This window comes from Pseudomonas sp. ADAK2, from assembly GCF_012935755.1.
Lineage (GTDB): Bacteria > Pseudomonadota > Gammaproteobacteria > Pseudomonadales > Pseudomonadaceae > Aquipseudomonas.
This window is the reverse complement of record NZ_CP052862.1, coordinates 1,578,976-1,596,028: the sequence shown is the minus strand read 5'-3', so window position 1 is coordinate 1,596,028 and position 17,053 is coordinate 1,578,976. Positions and strand designations below refer to the sequence as shown.

Sequence of the window (17,053 nt, the reverse complement as noted above, 5' to 3'; positions counted from 1 at the left end):
TCAGTTCCTTATTTTTGTTTGGGTCCGTAGAAACTCCGCCATCGCGGCAAAGCGCTGGCGTGTTTCATGTTCGAAAATACGATTGACCAGCGGATCCAGCAACCACCCCAGCCAGCGCGGCCGCAAACGGACGCTGAAGGTGTAGATCAACTCCGAGCTGTTGTCACTCAAGTCACGATGACGCATCGACGCCGCCCACCACGCAAACACGCCTTCCGGCTCGACCAACAGCGCTGCCGCGACTTGCCCGGGCTGAAAGTTGACGAAACGGGTGCGCATTGAGAAGTAACGCTTCCAGCCCCGGCCTTCATTGAAGGTAATTGCACCGATATAAGGACGAATGCCGCCACCCTCGACACCGGCGCGGGACAAGAGCGTGTCCCATTGCATGCGCACCGTGTGATTGTGGAAGGCTTCGAAGGCATCGGCTGCGCTGGCGGGCATGAGCAGGGTGATTCGATGTTGGGTCATCCGTCATCCTCGACGATTTTCGCCATCATGCCCCAGCGTGGAACCAGAATGATATGAACCGCCACCACCACGCCAACCAGAACGGCAGCAAGGCTAGAGGCCTCCAAAAGCGTCGGCAACCGGCCCTGAAACAACAAGCCCAGCACGCTGGCGAAGAGCGATTCCAGCGCGATCAGTTGCCCGGACAACACCATGGGCAGGCGCCGGGACGCGGCATTCCACGCCCAGGCGCCGGCGAACGAAGACATCACCGCGATCACCAGGGCCCAGACGTACAAGTGGCCGGCCACGGAAACGCTGAAGCCCAGGCTCGGCAGCTTGAGCAAGCCCAGTGTCTGCACCACCGGCAACAGGCACAAAGTACCTATGCTGGCGCCCGCCATCATCAGGCCTGTCCAGATCCCGGTTACGCTGGCCGGGAGTTTTTCCAGGGCCCTTTGGTTCAGCACGCTGAAGGCCAGCCACAACGCCACGGCGCTGATTGAAAAAACCAGCCCCAGCAGCCACGAGCCATGGTCTGCGGCGGGTTGATGGAGGCTGCTGAGGTTTGACAGCAACAGCCCACCGGTCAAAAAAGCCAGCGGCAGGGACAATCGGCGCCATTCAATGGTTTTTTTCGTGGCGTTGCCGAGCAGTGCCAGGAGCACCGGCACGATGCCGATAAACGCCGGTGTCAGCACCGGGCCGCCAAAAATCACGCCGGCCGCAATACAACTGCTGTAGCCCAGGTAGCCAATCAACCCCAGGCCTGCGGCAGTAAATTGCTGGTCGCGACGTAAGAACCGCAGTTGGGCGCGACAGAGCACCACCAGGCCGGCACCCAGCGCACCGGCGATCAGAAACCGAACGATCAACAAATCGAAGATGCTGTAGGCGCCGGTGACGTTGGGCGCTATGAAATTCAGCGCCCAGCTCAGGGTTGCAACCACGGCCAGGGTCACGCCGATGAAGATGTTTGCATGAGCAGAGGTCATAGCGTGGTGTCCGCGAGGTATTCAGTGCATGTTGCACAGCGTCGCCGGTGTGCTACAAACGAGTTCTCGGTCCTGGATGCATAACCTCAGATTATGAATACCCTTGGGAAGTCATTGCCGCCACTCGCCAGTTTGCTGCCGTTTGAAGCAGCGGCCCGACTGGAAAGTTTTTCAAAAGCCGCCGATGAGTTACACATCACGCAAGCGGCGATCAGCCGCCAGATCCGCGGGCTTGAAGATAATTTGGGGCTGAAGCTCTTTTGCCGACGCAATCGCGCGGTGTTCCTGACGGAGGAGGGGCGTGAGCTCGGGCGCGTGGTCAGCAGCGCGTTGCAAAGTATCCGCGACAGTGCAGTAACCCTGCGTGAATCACCGCGCAAAAACCGCGTCGTTTTACTCTGTCAGTTGTGCGAAGCGTTCTATTGGCTGATGCCGCGCCTGTCGACGTTCCACCAGCAATACCCGGATATCGAGATCCAGGTCGCGACCTCCACCCGACCGCTGACTGAATTCAACGAGCACTTCGACGTCGCCTTGCAAAGCACCGGGCGCGCCAGCGGCTTGCATGTGCTGGCGTTCACTGCCGCCGATGAAGTGTTTCCCGTGTGCAGTCCCCATTACCTGACGGCCCGCCAATCACTGGCCATCAGCGATCTGCGCAACCACACGCTGTTACACCATCGCGCCACGCCACCTCACTTGATGGAATGGGATAGCTGGCTGCTGGCGTTTGGGCAGACGTCGGATGGTTTCACCAACGGTGCCGTGTTCGACAGTTACCCCTTGATGCTGCAAGCCGCCGTCGAGGGGCATGGCATTGCCATGGGTTGGCAGCGAACCGCCGGCAAGCTGATTGAAAGCGGGGCGCTGGTGCGACCTTGCACCGAAAGCGTGCCTTTACCGCAGGCGATTTCCGTGTACAGGCAACAGGGCGGGGAGGATCGGCTCGAGGTGCGGGCGCTGATTGGCTGGCTGGAAGAAGAATTGCTCAGTGAACGCTGAGGCCGGTGCTATTGGAAAACACCGCCAAAGCTCGGCGCTCTCGGATACACTCCAGTGATGCCAAAACATCATCATGCACCGCTTGATTTCACCCGAATCGGTCACAGCATTGTCACGCGACTGCTGTTACTGGCGCTGTGCATGGTCATTTTTGGCGCCGTGGTGCGCTATTACGTGTTAACCAACTTCCTGCGTGAAGATCTGAGTGCCGTGGTGGAAGGTCAGCAATTGACGCTGGCCACGTATGTCGCCCGCGATATCGATAGCAAGATTGTCCGGCGCCAGCGCTTGCTGGAGCAGCTGGCCGCCGCCATCCCCGCCGATTTGCTGGCGCAACCCGAACGGTTGCAAGGGTGGTTGAAAGAGCATTACGACTACCAAACGATGTTCACCGGCGGATTGTTTGTTGTGAACACGCAGGGACGTTCACTCGCGAACTACCCCGATACCGCTTACGTAGAACATGACGACGTTCAAGCAAGTTTGAGCGGGCGTTCATTTATCAGCCAGCCGCGGGTGAGTGCTGCAACCAAAACGCCCATATTGCCCATGTCGGTGCCCATCAAGAATACCGTCGGTGACGTCCAGGGCGTGCTGGTGGGCGTCACTGCACTTGGCGCTTCCGGGCTTCTGGACTCGCTGCTGCTGAGTCGCACGAGTGATGCCTCCGGTGATTTCCAGCTGGTGTTCCCCGACAGCCAACTGTCCGTGGACTCCTCGCGACTGGATGTGGAACTCAAGCCAACGTCGCCTGCCGGCGTCAACGAACTGCATGATCGAGCGATGGCAGGGTTTCGCGGGGCAGGACTCACGCACAATGCCAACGGCGTCGAGGAAGTTGCCGCAATCGCGGCGGTCCCCAGTGCCGGCTGGTTCATCGTTGCTCGTCTGCCGACCAGCGAGGCGTTTGCCACGGTGACGCGAACCCAGCACTTTTTGATCAAGGGCGCGTTTTTATCGATTTTGTTCTTCGCCACGTTCGCCTCCACTGGCTTGTATTTTGTCTTTCGCCATCTGTTTCGTGCCGCCACGCAGGCTGACCGCATGACACGCGATGAAATGCCCCACGCGCCGTTGCCGGTTGTGCGTAACGATGAAGTCGGGCATTTGATCTCGGCGTTCAATCGCTTGCTGGTCAAACTCAACGACAAGCAGGACGAACTCAAAAAGATTGCCCATCACGACACGCTGACGGGCTTGTCCAACCGGCATCATCTCTCGGGCCAGCTTCGGCAAGTGCTGGCCCTGGCGCAACGTAAAGAGACCCAGGTCGGTTTGCTGTTCATGGACCTCGATGGGTTCAAACACATCAACGACTCCCTGGGCCACGAGGCCGGTGATGAGGTGCTGCGTCAGGTGGCGCGGCGGTTTTCCAGTGTCGTGCGGGCCAGCGATACCCTCGCGCGCATCGGCGGTGACGAGTTTGTCGTACTGCTCAGCGACCTGGGGGCCGATGCCGAAGAGGCTTTGAGCAGTGTGGCGACGCAATGCATCGACGCCTTGCGAGCGCCGTTTTTCATCTCCGGCACGGTATGCATCGTCGGGGTGTCGATCGGCATTGCCTTGGGCGACGGGCAAAGCTCCGCCGATACCTTGCTGCTGGCCGCCGACCGCGTGATGTACCAAGCGAAGAAAACCGGGCGTGGGCGGTATGTGACTTACAAGCTTTAGGCCTTTAAGCTGGCGGCTTTCCCCGATGACCAAGGATGGAAAGTGGCCATGATCACAATCGGTAGTCAGAACAACGCCCCGACGCCGCAACATCAGCATCATGACGTTTATGTGTTTCACATCGACCCGTCCCGGCCCGACAAACCGTTGTGTTTCGAGCAGTCGATTGGCGGCGGGCATTGCGAGCAGGGCGGGGCGATATGGCTGGCGGTTGCGGAACTCCAGACCTGGCCCGGCGACTGGCGCCAGCACCTGGAAAAATCCGGTTGTGGCTGGGTGGCCGCACTGGTGGACGCCCATCCCGGTGCCGATCAGTCGACTATCATCGCCATGATCCTCAAACAGCACGCCAAGCCTCCCAGCCTGCGGGGTTCAATTGCCGGCTGGTTCAAACGCAACTTTTCCATCACCGGCCGCTACGGCGTTTAATTCAGGAGCAACCCGATGAGCCAGACTCTGGAACGGGCGATCGCAATCGCCGCGGCCGCCCACGAGGGGCAGGTCGACAAGGGCGGATCGCCTTACATCCTGCATCCGCTGAAAGTGATGTTGCGGGTGACGACCCTGGAAGAACGGATCGTCGCCGTGTTGCATGACGTGGTCGAAGACACCGGCATCAGCCTCGAAGCGTTGCGCCAGGAAGGTTTCAGCGAAGCGGTGTTAGAGGCGATTGCTTCGGTCACCAAAGTTGCGGGTGAATCCTATGAGGCGTTCGTCGAACGCGCAGCGCTGAACCCGATAGGCCGAGTGGTCAAACTCGCGGACCTGGAAGAAAACAGCGACTTGTCGCGAATTGCGCAGCCGTCATGGGAGGATCTGGAACGGGTCGAGAAGTATCGGCGGGCGATTGGCGTGTTGCGGTCGTAACACGCCAGATCAATGTGTGCAGAGAGGGTTTATCACCGCGCCGTGGTCGCGCTCAAGGCATCCCATACCGCCATAACTTGAGTCACCGACGCATCCATCACCGCATGGGGTATCCCGTCTCTGGCCAGCGCCGTCAGGCCCAGCAGGAAACTGTCAAACATGGCGGCCAGGGCTTTGGTGTCGGTAGCGACCGGCAGTTCGCCCTGCGCGATCGCGCGTTCGATGCAGGCGATGATGCCCGCCCGGTTGCGTGCCCTGGCTTCGGCCAGCGGTGCAGAAACGGCGGTGGGCTGTGCCGAGCAGGTGTGCATGACGCCCAGCGTCACCAGGCAGCCCGGCGGATGACCGGTTTCGCTCTGCATTTTGGCTGAGCGGCGCAAGGTCGATTCGATGGCTTCGCGCGGCGCCAGGTTTGTGTCGAACAAGCCCTCGGTCACACGGCCGTGGGTGTTTTGATAGCGCTCCACCACCTCCTGAAACAACGCCTCTTTCGAGCCGAACGCCGCATAGAAACTGGGCGCGGAGATGCCACCGCCGATGGCGCTCTTGAGTTGGCTCAGCGAGGTGGATTCATAACCATGCTCCCAGAATAGATGCATCGCCTGTGTGATTGCCGTGTCACGGTCGAACGTGCGCGGGCGGCCCATCGTTGCCATTTTCACCTCCGTTTTTTCATGACTTAGATACTAGTCGATACAAAAGTCATTGACCATGCTCTTGGCGTCCTTTAGATTTATACCACTCGATACATAAGTGCGTAATCAGGAGCAGGGCAATGCCAGACAGTCAGATTGAAAAACAACGGTTACCTCTCGGCGCGCTGCTGGCGCTGGCGATGACCGGGTTCATTTGCATCGTGACCGAGACCTTGCCCGCCGGGTTATTGCCTGAAATCAGCAGCGGCCTGAATGTTTCGCCTTCGCTGGCCGGGCAGATGGTCACGGTCTATGCCTTGGGGTCATTGCTGGCGGCGATCCCGCTGACCATCGCCACCCAGGGTTGGCGGCGGCGCAATGTCTTGCTGCTGACGATTGTCGGTTTCCTCGTGTTCAATTCCATTACGGCCTGGTCGTCGAGTTATGGCATTACCCTTGTCGCCCGATTCTTCGCCGGTGTGTCCGCCGGGTTGGCCTGGAGTCTATTGGCCGGTTATGCGCGGCGCATGGTGGCGGTGCATCTTCAAGGTCGCGCCATGGCCGTGGCGATGGTGGGCACGCCAATTGCGCTGTCGCTGGGCGTGCCGTTGGGCACCTGGCTGGGCGCTTTGGTGGGCTGGCGTACCGCGTTTGCGCTGATGTCGGTGCTGACGCTGGGGCTGATCGTCTGGGTGCTGGTGAAAGTCCCGGACTACCCCGGCCAGGCCGGTTCCGAGCGTATGCCGCTGGGGCAAGTATTTTTCACCCCCGGCGTGCGTCCGGTCCTCGGGGTGGTGATGACCTGGATGCTCGCCCACAACATTCTTTACACCTACGTCGCGCCCTTCGTCACCCCGGCCGGGCTGGCCAGCGATATCGATGTGGTGCTGCTGGTGTTCGGCATCGCCGCGTTGCTGAGCATCTGGATCACCGGGCGCCTGGTGGACCGCTATCTGCGCAACGCCGTATTACTCAGCCTCGCCACGTTCGCCGCGACAGCCTTTGTTTTCGGGTTCTTTTCCCAGTCCGTGGTGGTTATTTACGTCGGCACTTTCGTCTGGGGCCTGACCTTCGGTGGCGCCGCGACACTGCTGCAAACCGCACTGGCTGATACGGCGGGCGAGGGCGCGGACGTCGCCTTGTCCATGAACGTCGTGGCCTGGAACGGCGCGATTGCCATCGCCGGCCTGTTCGGTGGTGTTCTGCTCGATCAGGTCGGTGTCGTTTCGTTTCCTTGGGTGTTGCTGGTGTTGCTGCTGGCGGGGTTATGGATTGCCGTGGCCGCGCGGGCGCATGGCTTTCCGCAGGGGCAAAGGCAAGGAGGCGCAGCAGTGGTCGGTCATTGATGGGCGCGGGGTTTACGGCGCCTGGTTCAAATCGAGCGCTGATTCACCCGCCGGGTCAGTTCTTCGGCGGACTCCTTGCGCTCCGAATAGCGATCAACCAGATCCGGGCGATCGCGTAGCAGCAGCGTGAACTTCACCAGTTCCTCCATCACGTCCACCACTCGGTCATACAGCGCCGAGGGTTTCATGCGGTTGTCCTCGTCAAACTCCAGATAGGCCTTGGGCACCGAGGATTGATTGGGGATGGTGAACATGCGCATCCAGCGCCCCAACACGCGGAGTTGATTGACCACGTTGAAAGATTGCGAGCCGCCACACACCTGCATCACCGCCAGGGTCTTGCCCTGGGTCGGGCGAATCGCGCCGATGGCCAGCGGCACCCAGTCTATTTGCGCCTTGAACACCGCCGACATCGAGCCGTGACGCTCCGGCGAGCACCACACCTGGCCTTCGGACCATTGCATCAGTTCCAGCAGTTCCTGGACTTTCGGGTGATCGTTTGGCGCGTCGTCCGGCAGTGGCAAGCCGGAGGGGTTGAAGATCCGCGTCTCGGCACCGAAGTGTTCGAGCAAACGCGCCGCTTCTTCGACCATCAGGCGACTGAAGGAGCGGGCGCGGGTCGAGCCGTACAGCAGCAAGATCCGTGGTTTGTGCGGACTGATTTGATCAGGGGATTGAATCAGCGAGGTGTCGAGGTTGGGCAGTGGGTGAGTCATGAAAGGCTCCAGTTACAAGGTGCTGATGCGGTCGAGTTCCCGCTTCAAGGCAGCGCGATCAAGTTCGGCGAAGGGCAGGGCGAGGAAGGCGCGGCAACGGGTTTCGATACGTGCCAGGGTTGAGTGGAAGGCGGCGGATACCGCGGCTTCGTCACCCGTGACCTCCGATGGATCTTCCAGTCCCCAATGGGCTTTCAACGCTGGCCCGAAATACACGGGGCAAGCTTCACCGGCCGCCTTGTCGCAGACCGTGATGACAATGTCCGGCGGGTTGGCTTCGAAGGCGTCGTTGCCTTTGCTGCTCAAGCCATCGATCGCAATCCCGGCTTCTTGCAAGGTGATCAGGCTGCGCGGCAGGACCTGGCCCTTGGGAAAGCTGCCGGCGCTGACCGCTTTGACACCCGCTGGCGCCAGGTGATTGAACATTGCTTCGGACAGGATGCTGCGGCAGCTGTTGGCGGTGCACATAAAAAGAACGCGCATGGAAACTCCGTTGGGTCTGGTCAGCAACACGCTGTGGAATTGAGCGGACGGTCGCTCATCTGTTTGAGACGGGCAGTGTTTTCCTCAAGCCAATCGGCATTGGCGTGCAGCGTGGTTTCAAGCACCGCGCGAACCCAGGCGGGCAGTTCCGGGTTGAGCCGGTAATACACCCATTGACCCTGGCGTCGATCAAGCAGCAGGCCGCATGCCCGCAGCTGTGCCAGATGGCGCGAGATCTTTGGCTGGCTGTCGTCCAGCGCACAGACCAATTCGCAGACGCACAACTCGCCTTCACGGGTGATCAGCAGGGTGGCCCGGGTGCGGGTTTCGTCGGACAGGCATTTGTAGATGGCAGGAGGGCTAAGCATGGAGTGCCTTCGATGTTTGGAAATTCGAATATACGGATATCCATATGTATCGGACAAGCTGATTTTTGGTTCGATACGCTCTTGCGGGGTGCGCTGCGCAATAAGGCGTTGGGATTTGTGTAGGCACGAGCGGTGCGGCGATCCGACTTGCCCGCGAAAAACGATGACGCGGTGTACCAGACCTGACCCCTTCGCGAGCAAGCCCGCTCCCACAAGGATCTGAGTCGACCACAAATCCTGCGAACGACACAAAACAACTGTGGGAGCGGGCTCGCTCGCATAAACGGCGTATCAAGCAACATTGAAGTCGACTGTGATACCGCTGTTTCACCCTTTGTCGCCTCACCACCGGCCACGCCTTTTAGGGTCTCTACTTCTAATAGATCCTGCAGGTAAAAGAGGAGCGCGCAATGAGCATCGAACAGGCGGTACCTGAAACGAAAGGCGTCACGGTGACCTTACTGTCAACGATTGACCTCGGTCCTGAGATCGAAGGCATGGCAGGCCGTCAACTCAGAATGCGCAAGGTGACCATCGAGCCCGGAGGCGTCTTCGGGCCGATACACAACCACATCGACAGGCCAGGCACCGTCTACATATTGCAAGGAACGATCACCGACCATCGCAATGGTGTCGCCACGGATTACGGGCCGGGAGTAGGCTGGCCCGAGGACAGGAACACCACCCACTGGCTTGAAAACAGAGGCATGGAGGCGGCGGTGGAGATCTCGGTCGATATTGTCAGGCAGGCCTGAGTTCCGGGCTTTCCTGACCATTCGTTCAATCGATAGTCATCATCAAAAAATGCGAGTTCTGTTTTTCCGGCATCGGAGGAGGATAGCGTCATACCGATCTCGCTTCTGAAGGAACCTGCGCGATGAGACTCCCAACTGTTTTTGCCCTTGTCGCCGTACTGACCGGCGCTTTCGCCGCCACCGCCCCGGCCTACGCCGCCGACCTTCAGGCCTGCCACTTTGTGCCGATGGGGGACAGCAGCGCCAACCTGCAACATTCCCAATCGGTGGGCGTGCTCTACAGCGAAAACACCGTCAACACCCTGCAATACCTTGAGAACTACCATTCGGTCGCTGTCAACGGCAGCAAAAACGCCGCCCTCGATTCGCGCATCAGCAACGCGTTCATCAAAAGTTCCGATCCGACACTGGCGATCAACTGGCTGATGGGTTCGCTGCAAAAACAATTCGCCTCGGTGACCGTCTACGACAACCTTGATGCACTGGTGGCTGCGCACCCGGATGTGGTGGTCATGCTGGACACTTACAGCCGCTTGGTTTCGAAGCGCAACAACCAGGTCGAAGCGCGTTTCCTCGCCAAGTTCTACGACGCGAACCTGCAATACATCGGCAAGGCTGAAGGCTCCCGCGAACAGCAAATGCCTTCGGTCTGGGTCCATGGCAAAGCGGCGCCGGAGATTGCGGCGCAAATCGACCAGCAGACCGCGTTGCAGGTGAATGCGTTGAAACAGTTCGATGCGTCGCTGAAGGCGTTGGTGACCTCGGGCAATGTGGCACGGGTGGCGACTAACTGAGGCGATTGCTGCCTCAGTCTTTCTGCCCGTTTCCCAAGACGGCTGATAAGTGATCCACGACCCGTGCCTCGACAGAACCTTGGTCGTCGCCGTCACAGAAGACCGCGCACGTTGCCGAGTGCCCGTTCACAGTACACCGGTAAACCGCCACGACACTGCCGGGTCCGCTTCCGGTATGTCCACTCAGGATCAGGCCACTTTGCACGGCACCTTGCATCAGGCCGAGCCCATAACCCGGGGCAGTCCAGGGACGTCCGGCAATGGGGCCGCCGAGGGGATGCACCGTTTGCATGTCCTGTCGCAGAGCGCGGGGCAGGAGGTGGTCGCTCAGCAGGCGATCCAGGCACAGCGCCGCTTCCCCAAGTGGCCCGACCAGCAAACCGTGATAAACCCAGCCTGGGTCGTACGTCGCGCACACATCCTGCAAATCGGCTGGGGACGTCGCCAGGCGAACCTGCGATAAGCCGAGGGGCGAAAACACCCGTTGAGTCAGCGCCTCTGCGAGTTCGAGACCGGTTACCCGTTCAATGAGCCTCGCTACAAACAGATAGCCGACATTCGAATAGCGCCATCCGGTTCCCGGCGCATAGCGCAACCGGCCGGCATCGAGACGTTGCAGCATGTCATCTGCCGACCAAGGCGAGTCATTGCGCGCAACGGCGGTGTGGTAATCGGCCAGTTCACCATAGTCCGCCAACCCCGCCTCATGCCGCAGCAGTTGGCGCAGGGTGAAGGGGCCTTCAGGCATCACATCGTCCAGTTCGACCAATCCGTCACGCACCAGTGACAAAGCCGCAGCCGAGAGCACGGTTTTGGTGAAGCTCCACCACGGCACGCTTGCGTCGGGCTGTTCGACAGCGGCTAGGGATCCATTCGACACAAGGGAAAAAAGCATGGCTGGTGGCTCAGGAGAAAAGGGTTACGACCTTAGGGAGGCCCGCAGTTTGCCAGAAAACAAAGCCACCACCGCTGCGATTGTTTTTTTGCGGCGCTTTGGCTAACCTCGCATAAACCCGCAAGATCAGGCATAAACATGCATCCCGTCATCGAACTTCCTTCCTTGCGCCGACAAAAAATCCTCTTGATCCTCGAACGCGACGGCAAGGTCATGGCCTCTGAACTGAGCCAGCATTTCGCCGTGTCCGAAGACACCATCCGCCGCGACCTGGCGGAACTGGACACCGCCGGCCTGGTGCAGCGGGTGCACGGCGGGGCGTTGCCGCGGCCCAAGGACACCGGCAAGGACTACTTCACCCGCGTCAGCGAAACCGATGAAGTGAAAACCCACCTGGCGCAACTCGCCGCGCGGTACGTGCAGGAGGGCCAGATCGTGATTTTCGATTCAGGCTCGACCACGCTGCAGATCGCCCGGTCGTTGCCGGCGGATATCACCATTACTGCCGTTACCGCCTCACCGATGATCGCGATCACTCTGGCGGAATTCAAAGGCATCAAGGTCATTCTGGCAGGCGGTCAGCTCAATCCGGCGACGATGTCGGCGAGTGGGCATGACACGTTGCGGCTGTTTCAGGGAATCAAAGCGGATCTGCTGTTCACTGGCGTTTGCGCGATTCATCCCGATGTCGGCATCAGCTCGCTGCATTTCGATGAAGTGCCAGTCAAGCAGGCGATGCTCGACAGCGCGGCCCATGTTGTGGCCGTGACCACGGCGGACAAACTGGGCGCGGTCGAACCCTTTGTGGTCGCGCCATGCCGGCGCATCCAGACGCTGATCACCGAGCGTCATCTGGCCTCGGGCAATGTCGAGGATTACCAGCGGCTGGGGATCGAGGTGGTGCAAGCCGATACGGCGGTTTAAGCGCTAGCGCAACAGGTGCACAGCCAGGCCAATCAACCCACAGCCGATCAATACCTCGATCACTCCGCGCTTGAAGCGAAACAACGCAATGGCTGCTGCAATCGCGATCAACGCTGAAGGCCAGTCGAGGTGGCCGCTGAAGCCATTGGGCCAGAGTACGTGGTAGCCGAAGAAGCACGCGAGGTTGAGGATCACCCCGACCACGGCAGCGGTAATGGCGGTCAGCGGCGCGGTGAATTTCAGTTCGTTGTGCGTCGATTCCACCAACGGGCCACCGGCGAGGATGAACAGAAATGACGGCAGGAACGTGAACCAGGTGACCAGCGTGGCGGCGAGGGCGCCAGCGAGGAACACGTGCTCGGCGCCGAACACCTGCTGCACATAGCCACCGACAAAAGCGACGAAAGCCACCACCATGATCAGCGGCCCGGGCGTGGTTTCGCCCAGGGCCAGGCCATCGATCATCTGCGTCGGCGTCAACCAGCCATAGTGACCGACCGCGCCCTGATACACGTACGGCAGCACCGCGTAGGCACCCCCGAATGTCAGCAGCGCCGCTTTGGTGAAGAACCAACCCATCTGGGTCAAGGTGCCGTCCCAGCCGAACAACGCAGTGAGCAACCCCATCGGCAAAACCCACAACACGGCGCCGATGAGGGCCAGGCGCAGCAACTTCATCGCGCTGAAACGGGCATGTTCGGGCGTCGGCGTGTCGTCGTCGATCAGCGCCGGGCCGTAGGTTTTGTTCGCGGTGCTGTGGCCGCCGTTGCTGAACTTCTCCGGGGCCAGGCGTCCGCCGAAGTAACCGATAACCGCCGCCCCCAGCACAATCAACGGAAACGGCACATTGAAGGCGAAGATGGCCGCGAATGAGGCCGCCGCGATCCCCCACAGCCAGTTGTTCTTCAACGCCCGCGAGCCGATGCGATGAGCTGCCTGCAGCACAATTGCGGTCACCGCCGGCTTGATCCCGTAAAACAACCCGGCCACCACCGGCACGTCCCCGAAGGCGATGTACACCCAGGACAAGCCAATCAGGATAAACAACGACGGCAACACAAACAGCACACCGGCAATCACACCGCCCCAGGTCCGGTGCATCAGCCAGCCGATGTAAGTCGCCAACTGCTGCGCCTCCGGGCCGGGCAACAACATGCAGTAGTTGAGCGCATGCAGAAAACGCCGCTCCGACATCCAGCGCCGACGCTCGACCAGCTCCTGATGCATGATCGAAATCTGTCCGGCCGGGCCACCGAAACTGATGAAGCCGAGCTTGAGCCAGAAGAGGAAGGCTTCGCGTAGGGGGACGGCTTGGGGTTTTGCGAATGTATCGCTCAAGAGGTGAGCCTTTTTCATAGACCGGCGGTTTGCTTACAGTAGCGGGGAATAGGTGCGCGCGTTTGATCGTTCCCACGCTCTGCGTGGGAATGCCTCAGGGGACGCTCCGCGTCCAGTGACGCGGAGCGTCACGGGCTGCATTCCCACGCGGAGCGTGGGAACGATCAGTGTCGGGGCTTCAACGCTTAGTACATTCAGCAATGTTGTAACTGATACACCGCTTTCGCGAGCAAGCTTCGCTCCTACAGGAGATTGCGGCGGGCGCTTACTGCGTCCCGAACATCGCCGTCCAGTAAATCCCGCCATCACTTTTCGGGTCCACCGCATACGCCGCGCCCAGTTCGCGGAACTGCGGGTTCATCAGGTTGGCGCAGTGCCCCGGACTGCCGAGCCAGCCATCGACGACCTTGCGGGTGGTGTCTTGGCCGGCGGCGATGTTTTCGCCGATCTGCTGCGCGATGTAGCCGCCCAGTTCCGCGCGGTCACCGGGGGTGCTGCCGTCGCGGCCCTTGTGATCGAAGTAGTTATTGTTGGCCATGTCACGGCTGTGGACTTCGGCGGCGGCTCCCAACGTGGCGTTCCAGGCCAGCGGCGTGGTGGCGGCGAACGGCTGGCCGCCGCACTGACGCGGCTGCGCGCGGGCGGCGTTAAGCAGTTCCATCAGCTTTTGGCCTTCAGCGGAAGCATCGCCCAGACGCCCGCTCAACAGCGGCCGCGCGAGGACGATGCGCCATTGGCTGCCTTCGCGACTCACGCCGACATCGATGAATTGCGGATTCAGCACCACCTGGCAGAAGCTTTCCTGCACAGCCTTCATGGCCGCCGTCGCATCACGCGGCCCGGCCAAGGTAATCGCCTGCACATTGACCATCGGATACTTCGCTTGCGCCATCGCCTGTTGCAAGTCGACGTTTTGCGTGGCGGACAGCACCAGGCGCGGATCGGCCGCCAGCGGTGGCAACTCCGGCGATGCCTGGCCGCCACAACGTTGCACTTGGCTGCGATAGGCATTGATCGACTGAATCAGTTGCGACTCGTCTGTGGCCAGGGCCGTGGTAGCGAACACCAGGCCCGACGACAACGCCGCAACACGCAAAACGGATGATAGGACGCGCATGAAAATCCCCCTTGAACGGACTGCGCCCATGATGCGCGATTTCGTGCCGTTCAGGGCACTGCCTTTTCCAATGATTTGCCGACTACAATGAAGCGAAGTCGCCCGTCGACGCCCTGAAGAGCCTGCCCATCATGCGCCTCCCGTGGATAGCCGCCTGCCTTGCCGCCACCCTGCTTGCAAGCCAGGTTTTCGCTGACGACCAGGAGCAAAAAAAAGAAGTGGCCGTGGACAAGGCCCAAGTGCTGGAAGAGAAAGCCGCCGACAAAGGCAGCGCGGCACCGGCGCCGAAAAAGGCCGAGACCATCACTCAATCCGAAGTCCAGGCTGTCGACCCGGCAGGCACCGCGCCGCTGGACGAAGCCATCACTTGCATGGCTCGCAGCATTTACTGGGAAGCGAAGGGCAAGAACGCCGCCGACATGGAAGCGGTCGCCAACGTGGTGATGAATCGCCTCGGTCACGCGGGCTTTCCGGACACGGTGTGCGGGATCGTCAAGCAAGGCTCGGAGAAGCATGCCTGCCAGTTTTCCTGGTGGTGTGACGGCAAGCCGGACACGGCCCAGGAAGACGTGCCCTATGCGATGGCCAAGGAAATCGCGCGCAAGGCGCTGAACAAACAACTACCGGATCGCACCCACGGCGCGATGTATTTTCATGATCGGACCGTGAAGCCGGACTGGGCGCATGAATACATCAAGACGGCCCAGATCGGGTTGTTCACGTTTTACAAACCCCATGACGGCGATGCGAAATAGTGCTGTCAGGCGTGGCCCAGCGCAATGGCAAAGGACACCACGATCAGGCAAGCAAGCGCCACATTGATATTCATGAAGAGTTCGTCCGAGCTGTTTTAGGTGGTGCCATGGTGAACAGGTCGGGGGGAAATGAAAAATTCGCTTTCGTGATGTGAATGATCGAAAGAAATGATGGGATCAATACCCCTTCCAATGCCCCGGCACCCACACCCACTCGTTGTGCGCCCAACGATACTGCCCGGCCACCCAGTGATAACCCGGCGCGGGCATCACCGGGACCATTTCCACCCGTGGTGGCGGTCGGTGCGGGCGGGCCGGTTCGATGACGCAACCGGACAGGGTGATTGCCATGAGGCCGGCGATCACAGTGGTGTTGAATAGTCGGGACATAGTCAGATTCCTTGATTCGTTCGAGCAAGCAAGTGATTCAGCGTTGTTGCAATCGGCGGATCAGCGCACCCAGCGCCCCTCGATCCAATACCAGTTCGGCCCGCGCGCTTCCCAATGACCGGGCATCCAGCGCCCGCCGTGGTGCATCCGTTGCCAGTGACCGGGCGCCCACACATAACCCCGACCGTCCCAGCGCCAGTGGCCGTTATCCCAGGCATAACCGGGGCGGGCCATGGGTGCCTGCTCCATGCGCGGGGGCGGCGGGGCCTGGCGACTGATGATCTCGGGCTGGGCAAATACCGGCGTGCTCGCCAGCGCCGCCAGCGCCAGGGGGACGAGCAACAAATGCCGCAACTTGATCAGGGGGCGCACAACGTTCATGACAACTCCTCAGGCCTGCATCCGAAAGTGGATGTTGCTGATGAATTGGACGTCGAATCGGCAAAAGATTGGTCCCGGGGAAAATGAAATTTTCTTCAGGTTGGGAGCGGCGTACAGTACGGGTCAATTGGCCTGAAAACCCGTCAGGCCACGTTTAAGGTCAACACAGATGCACGCCATCGGCCTCATCGTTTACCCCGGCTTCCAGGTATTGGGCCTGGCCATGTGCGCCACGTTCGAGATGGCCAACAGCGCCGCCGACGAGCCGATCTACAGCATCGCCTTGCTGTCGGAGCAGGGCGGCACGGTACAGACGTCGGCCGGATTCGGCGTAGAAACCACGTCGTTCGACCAGCGCACCTTCGACACTTTGCTGGTGATGGGCGACAACCTGATCCGCCCGGTATCGTCGGGGATGGTCGAGTTCCTGCGCAACGCCAGCCTGACCACCCGGCGCCTGGGCTCGATTTGCACCGGGGCCATCGCCGTCGCCGAAGCCGGATTGCTCGATGGCCGGCGCGCAACCACGCACTGGTGTCACGCTCGCGCGTTGCAGCAGGCTTACCCCAAGGTCATCGTCGAAGAGGACCGGATCTTCATCAACGACGGCAACGTCTGGACGGCGGCGGGCATGAGCGCTTGCGTCGATCTGGCGCTGGCCCTGGTGGAAAAGGATCTGGGCGCCGAAGTTGCGCGTCGGGTAGCGCGGCAATTGGTGGTCTATCACCGGCGCGCGGGCGGTCAGTCGCAGTTTTCGGTGATGCTCGATCTCGAACCCCGGACTGACCGCATCCAAGCCGCGCTGACCTACGCCAAGCACAACCTCAAGTCCGCGCTGTCGGTCGAAGAACTGGCCAGCGCGGCGAACCTCAGTCCGCGCCAATTCAGTCGGGTGTTCCATGCCGAAACCGGTCAATCACCGGCCAAAGCCGTTGAAAACCTGCGGGTGGAGGCGGCGCGTTTGATGATGGAAACCGGGCGGCATTCCATTGATGTGGTGGCCACCGATACCGGTTTTGGCGACCGCGAGCGTATGCGTCGCGCGTTTATCCGCGCCTTCGGGCAGCCGCCGCAAGTGATCCAGAGGGCCAACCGGAGTTGATGTCCTAAAAGGTGGTCTATTCGGCATTTAAGACAAAATATGATTAACGTAATCTTGATCTCGTTGAAG

General features: G+C 60.5%; 21 protein-coding genes. 10 read left to right on the top strand and 11 right to left on the bottom strand.

The features are described 5' to 3' along the window. Together HKK52_RS07320 and HKK52_RS07315 are read right to left on the bottom strand one after the other, a co-directional pair. Positions 1-471: a hypothetical protein gene (locus HKK52_RS07320; protein ID WP_169370231.1), complete on the bottom strand. Its 471-nt coding sequence runs from the start codon at positions 469-471 to the stop codon at positions 1-3. Further along, the gene (locus tag HKK52_RS07315) at positions 468-1,445 is read right to left on the bottom strand and encodes a DMT family transporter (RefSeq protein ID WP_169370230.1); all 978 of its coding nucleotides are present in this window, start codon (positions 1,443-1,445) and stop codon (positions 468-470) included. Before HKK52_RS07315 ends, HKK52_RS07320 begins: the two co-directional genes overlap by 4 nt. A gap of 93 nt (positions 1,446-1,538) precedes the next feature. Between HKK52_RS07315 and HKK52_RS07310 the strand changes: the two genes are divergently transcribed. The 4 genes from HKK52_RS07310 to HKK52_RS07295 are packed head-to-tail and all read left to right on the top strand — an operon-like array spanning position 1,539 to position 4,985. Beyond that, positions 1,539-2,447 carry a LysR substrate-binding domain-containing protein gene (locus HKK52_RS07310; RefSeq protein ID WP_169370229.1) on the top strand — a complete coding sequence of 303 codons (909 nt, stop codon included), beginning with the start codon at positions 1,539-1,541 and terminating at the stop codon, positions 2,445-2,447. Positions 2,448-2,504: 57 nt separating this feature from the next. After that, positions 2,505-4,118, top strand: coding sequence for a diguanylate cyclase domain-containing protein (locus tag HKK52_RS07305; protein ID WP_169370228.1), 1,614 nt, complete (start codon positions 2,505-2,507; stop codon positions 4,116-4,118). Positions 4,119-4,166: 48 nt separating this feature from the next. Then, positions 4,167-4,547: a hypothetical protein gene (locus HKK52_RS07300; RefSeq protein ID WP_169370227.1), complete on the top strand. Its 381-nt coding sequence runs from the start codon at positions 4,167-4,169 to the stop codon at positions 4,545-4,547. Positions 4,548-4,562: 15 nt separating this feature from the next. Beyond that, positions 4,563-4,985 carry an HD domain-containing protein gene (locus tag HKK52_RS07295; protein WP_169370226.1) on the top strand — a complete coding sequence of 141 codons (423 nt, stop codon included), beginning with the start codon at positions 4,563-4,565 and terminating at the stop codon, positions 4,983-4,985. A 32-nt stretch (positions 4,986-5,017) separates the two neighbouring features. Here the strand turns inward: HKK52_RS07295 and HKK52_RS07290 are convergent, their stop codons facing one another. Continuing rightward, entirely contained in the window at positions 5,018-5,641 is a 624-nt protein-coding gene (locus HKK52_RS07290; protein WP_169370225.1) for a TetR/AcrR family transcriptional regulator, read from the bottom strand. 119 nt (positions 5,642-5,760) lie between these two features. Here HKK52_RS07290 and HKK52_RS07285 point away from each other — a divergent pair, with 119 nt between their 5' ends. Then, positions 5,761-6,966 (top strand): MFS transporter, encoded by a 1,206-nt coding sequence (locus HKK52_RS07285; protein WP_169370224.1) that lies wholly within the window; start codon positions 5,761-5,763, stop codon positions 6,964-6,966. 26 nt (positions 6,967-6,992) lie between these two features. Here HKK52_RS07285 and arsH read toward each other — a convergent pair whose 3' ends face one another. From arsH to HKK52_RS07270, 3 genes are read right to left on the bottom strand one after another with little or no spacing between them, the layout of a single operon-like run. Next, complete coding sequence (arsH, locus tag HKK52_RS07280; protein WP_169370223.1) at positions 6,993-7,682, bottom strand: arsenical resistance protein ArsH; 690 nt, start codon at positions 7,680-7,682, stop codon at positions 6,993-6,995. A gap of 12 nt (positions 7,683-7,694) precedes the next feature. Next, on the bottom strand, positions 7,695-8,165 hold the full coding sequence (locus tag HKK52_RS07275; RefSeq protein ID WP_169370222.1) for an arsenate reductase ArsC: 471 nt from the start codon (positions 8,163-8,165) through the stop codon (positions 7,695-7,697). 20 nt (positions 8,166-8,185) lie between these two features. After that, a complete protein-coding gene (locus HKK52_RS07270) occupies positions 8,186-8,533 on the bottom strand; it encodes a metalloregulator ArsR/SmtB family transcription factor (RefSeq protein ID WP_169370221.1) in 348 nt (115 codons plus the stop codon). A gap of 410 nt (positions 8,534-8,943) precedes the next feature. On the opposite strand from HKK52_RS07270, the gene HKK52_RS07265 reads away from it, so the two are divergent. Both HKK52_RS07265 and HKK52_RS07260 read left to right on the top strand, forming a co-directional pair. Then, positions 8,944-9,288: a cupin domain-containing protein gene (locus HKK52_RS07265; RefSeq protein WP_169370220.1), complete on the top strand. Its 345-nt coding sequence runs from the start codon at positions 8,944-8,946 to the stop codon at positions 9,286-9,288. A 122-nt stretch (positions 9,289-9,410) separates the two neighbouring features. Next, positions 9,411-10,082 (top strand): ATPase, encoded by a 672-nt coding sequence (locus tag HKK52_RS07260; RefSeq protein WP_169370219.1) that lies wholly within the window; start codon positions 9,411-9,413, stop codon positions 10,080-10,082. Between the two features lie 13 nt (positions 10,083-10,095). On the opposite strand, the gene HKK52_RS07255 is transcribed toward HKK52_RS07260, so the two are convergent. After that, the gene (locus tag HKK52_RS07255) at positions 10,096-10,977 is read right to left on the bottom strand and encodes a serine hydrolase domain-containing protein (RefSeq protein ID WP_169370218.1); all 882 of its coding nucleotides are present in this window, start codon (positions 10,975-10,977) and stop codon (positions 10,096-10,098) included. Between the two features lie 138 nt (positions 10,978-11,115). Between HKK52_RS07255 and HKK52_RS07250 the strand changes: the two genes are divergently transcribed. Next, positions 11,116-11,901 carry a DeoR/GlpR family DNA-binding transcription regulator gene (locus HKK52_RS07250; RefSeq protein WP_169370217.1) on the top strand — a complete coding sequence of 262 codons (786 nt, stop codon included), beginning with the start codon at positions 11,116-11,118 and terminating at the stop codon, positions 11,899-11,901. Positions 11,902-11,904: 3 nt separating this feature from the next. Here HKK52_RS07250 and chrA read toward each other — a convergent pair whose 3' ends face one another. Together chrA and HKK52_RS07240 are read right to left on the bottom strand one after the other, a co-directional pair. Continuing rightward, positions 11,905-13,239 carry a chromate efflux transporter gene (gene chrA, locus HKK52_RS07245; protein ID WP_237150727.1) on the bottom strand — a complete coding sequence of 445 codons (1,335 nt, stop codon included), beginning with the start codon at positions 13,237-13,239 and terminating at the stop codon, positions 11,905-11,907. A 265-nt stretch (positions 13,240-13,504) separates the two neighbouring features. Next, the gene (locus HKK52_RS07240; protein ID WP_169370215.1) at positions 13,505-14,356 is read right to left on the bottom strand and encodes a CAP domain-containing protein; all 852 of its coding nucleotides are present in this window, start codon (positions 14,354-14,356) and stop codon (positions 13,505-13,507) included. Between the two features lie 131 nt (positions 14,357-14,487). Here HKK52_RS07240 and HKK52_RS07235 point away from each other — a divergent pair, with 131 nt between their 5' ends. Continuing rightward, positions 14,488-15,111 carry a cell wall hydrolase gene (locus HKK52_RS07235; RefSeq protein ID WP_169370214.1) on the top strand — a complete coding sequence of 208 codons (624 nt, stop codon included), beginning with the start codon at positions 14,488-14,490 and terminating at the stop codon, positions 15,109-15,111. Positions 15,112-15,288: 177 nt separating this feature from the next. Here HKK52_RS07235 and HKK52_RS07230 read toward each other — a convergent pair whose 3' ends face one another. Together HKK52_RS07230 and HKK52_RS07225 are read right to left on the bottom strand one after the other, a co-directional pair. Continuing rightward, positions 15,289-15,501 carry a YXWGXW repeat-containing protein gene (locus tag HKK52_RS07230; protein WP_169370213.1) on the bottom strand — a complete coding sequence of 71 codons (213 nt, stop codon included), beginning with the start codon at positions 15,499-15,501 and terminating at the stop codon, positions 15,289-15,291. A gap of 60 nt (positions 15,502-15,561) precedes the next feature. Further along, positions 15,562-15,882 (bottom strand): YXWGXW repeat-containing protein, encoded by a 321-nt coding sequence (locus HKK52_RS07225; protein ID WP_169370212.1) that lies wholly within the window; start codon positions 15,880-15,882, stop codon positions 15,562-15,564. A gap of 169 nt (positions 15,883-16,051) precedes the next feature. Between HKK52_RS07225 and HKK52_RS07220 the strand changes: the two genes are divergently transcribed. Next, the gene (locus HKK52_RS07220; protein WP_169370211.1) at positions 16,052-16,984 is read left to right on the top strand and encodes a GlxA family transcriptional regulator; all 933 of its coding nucleotides are present in this window, start codon (positions 16,052-16,054) and stop codon (positions 16,982-16,984) included. The last annotated feature ends 69 nt before the right edge of the window (positions 16,985-17,053 follow it).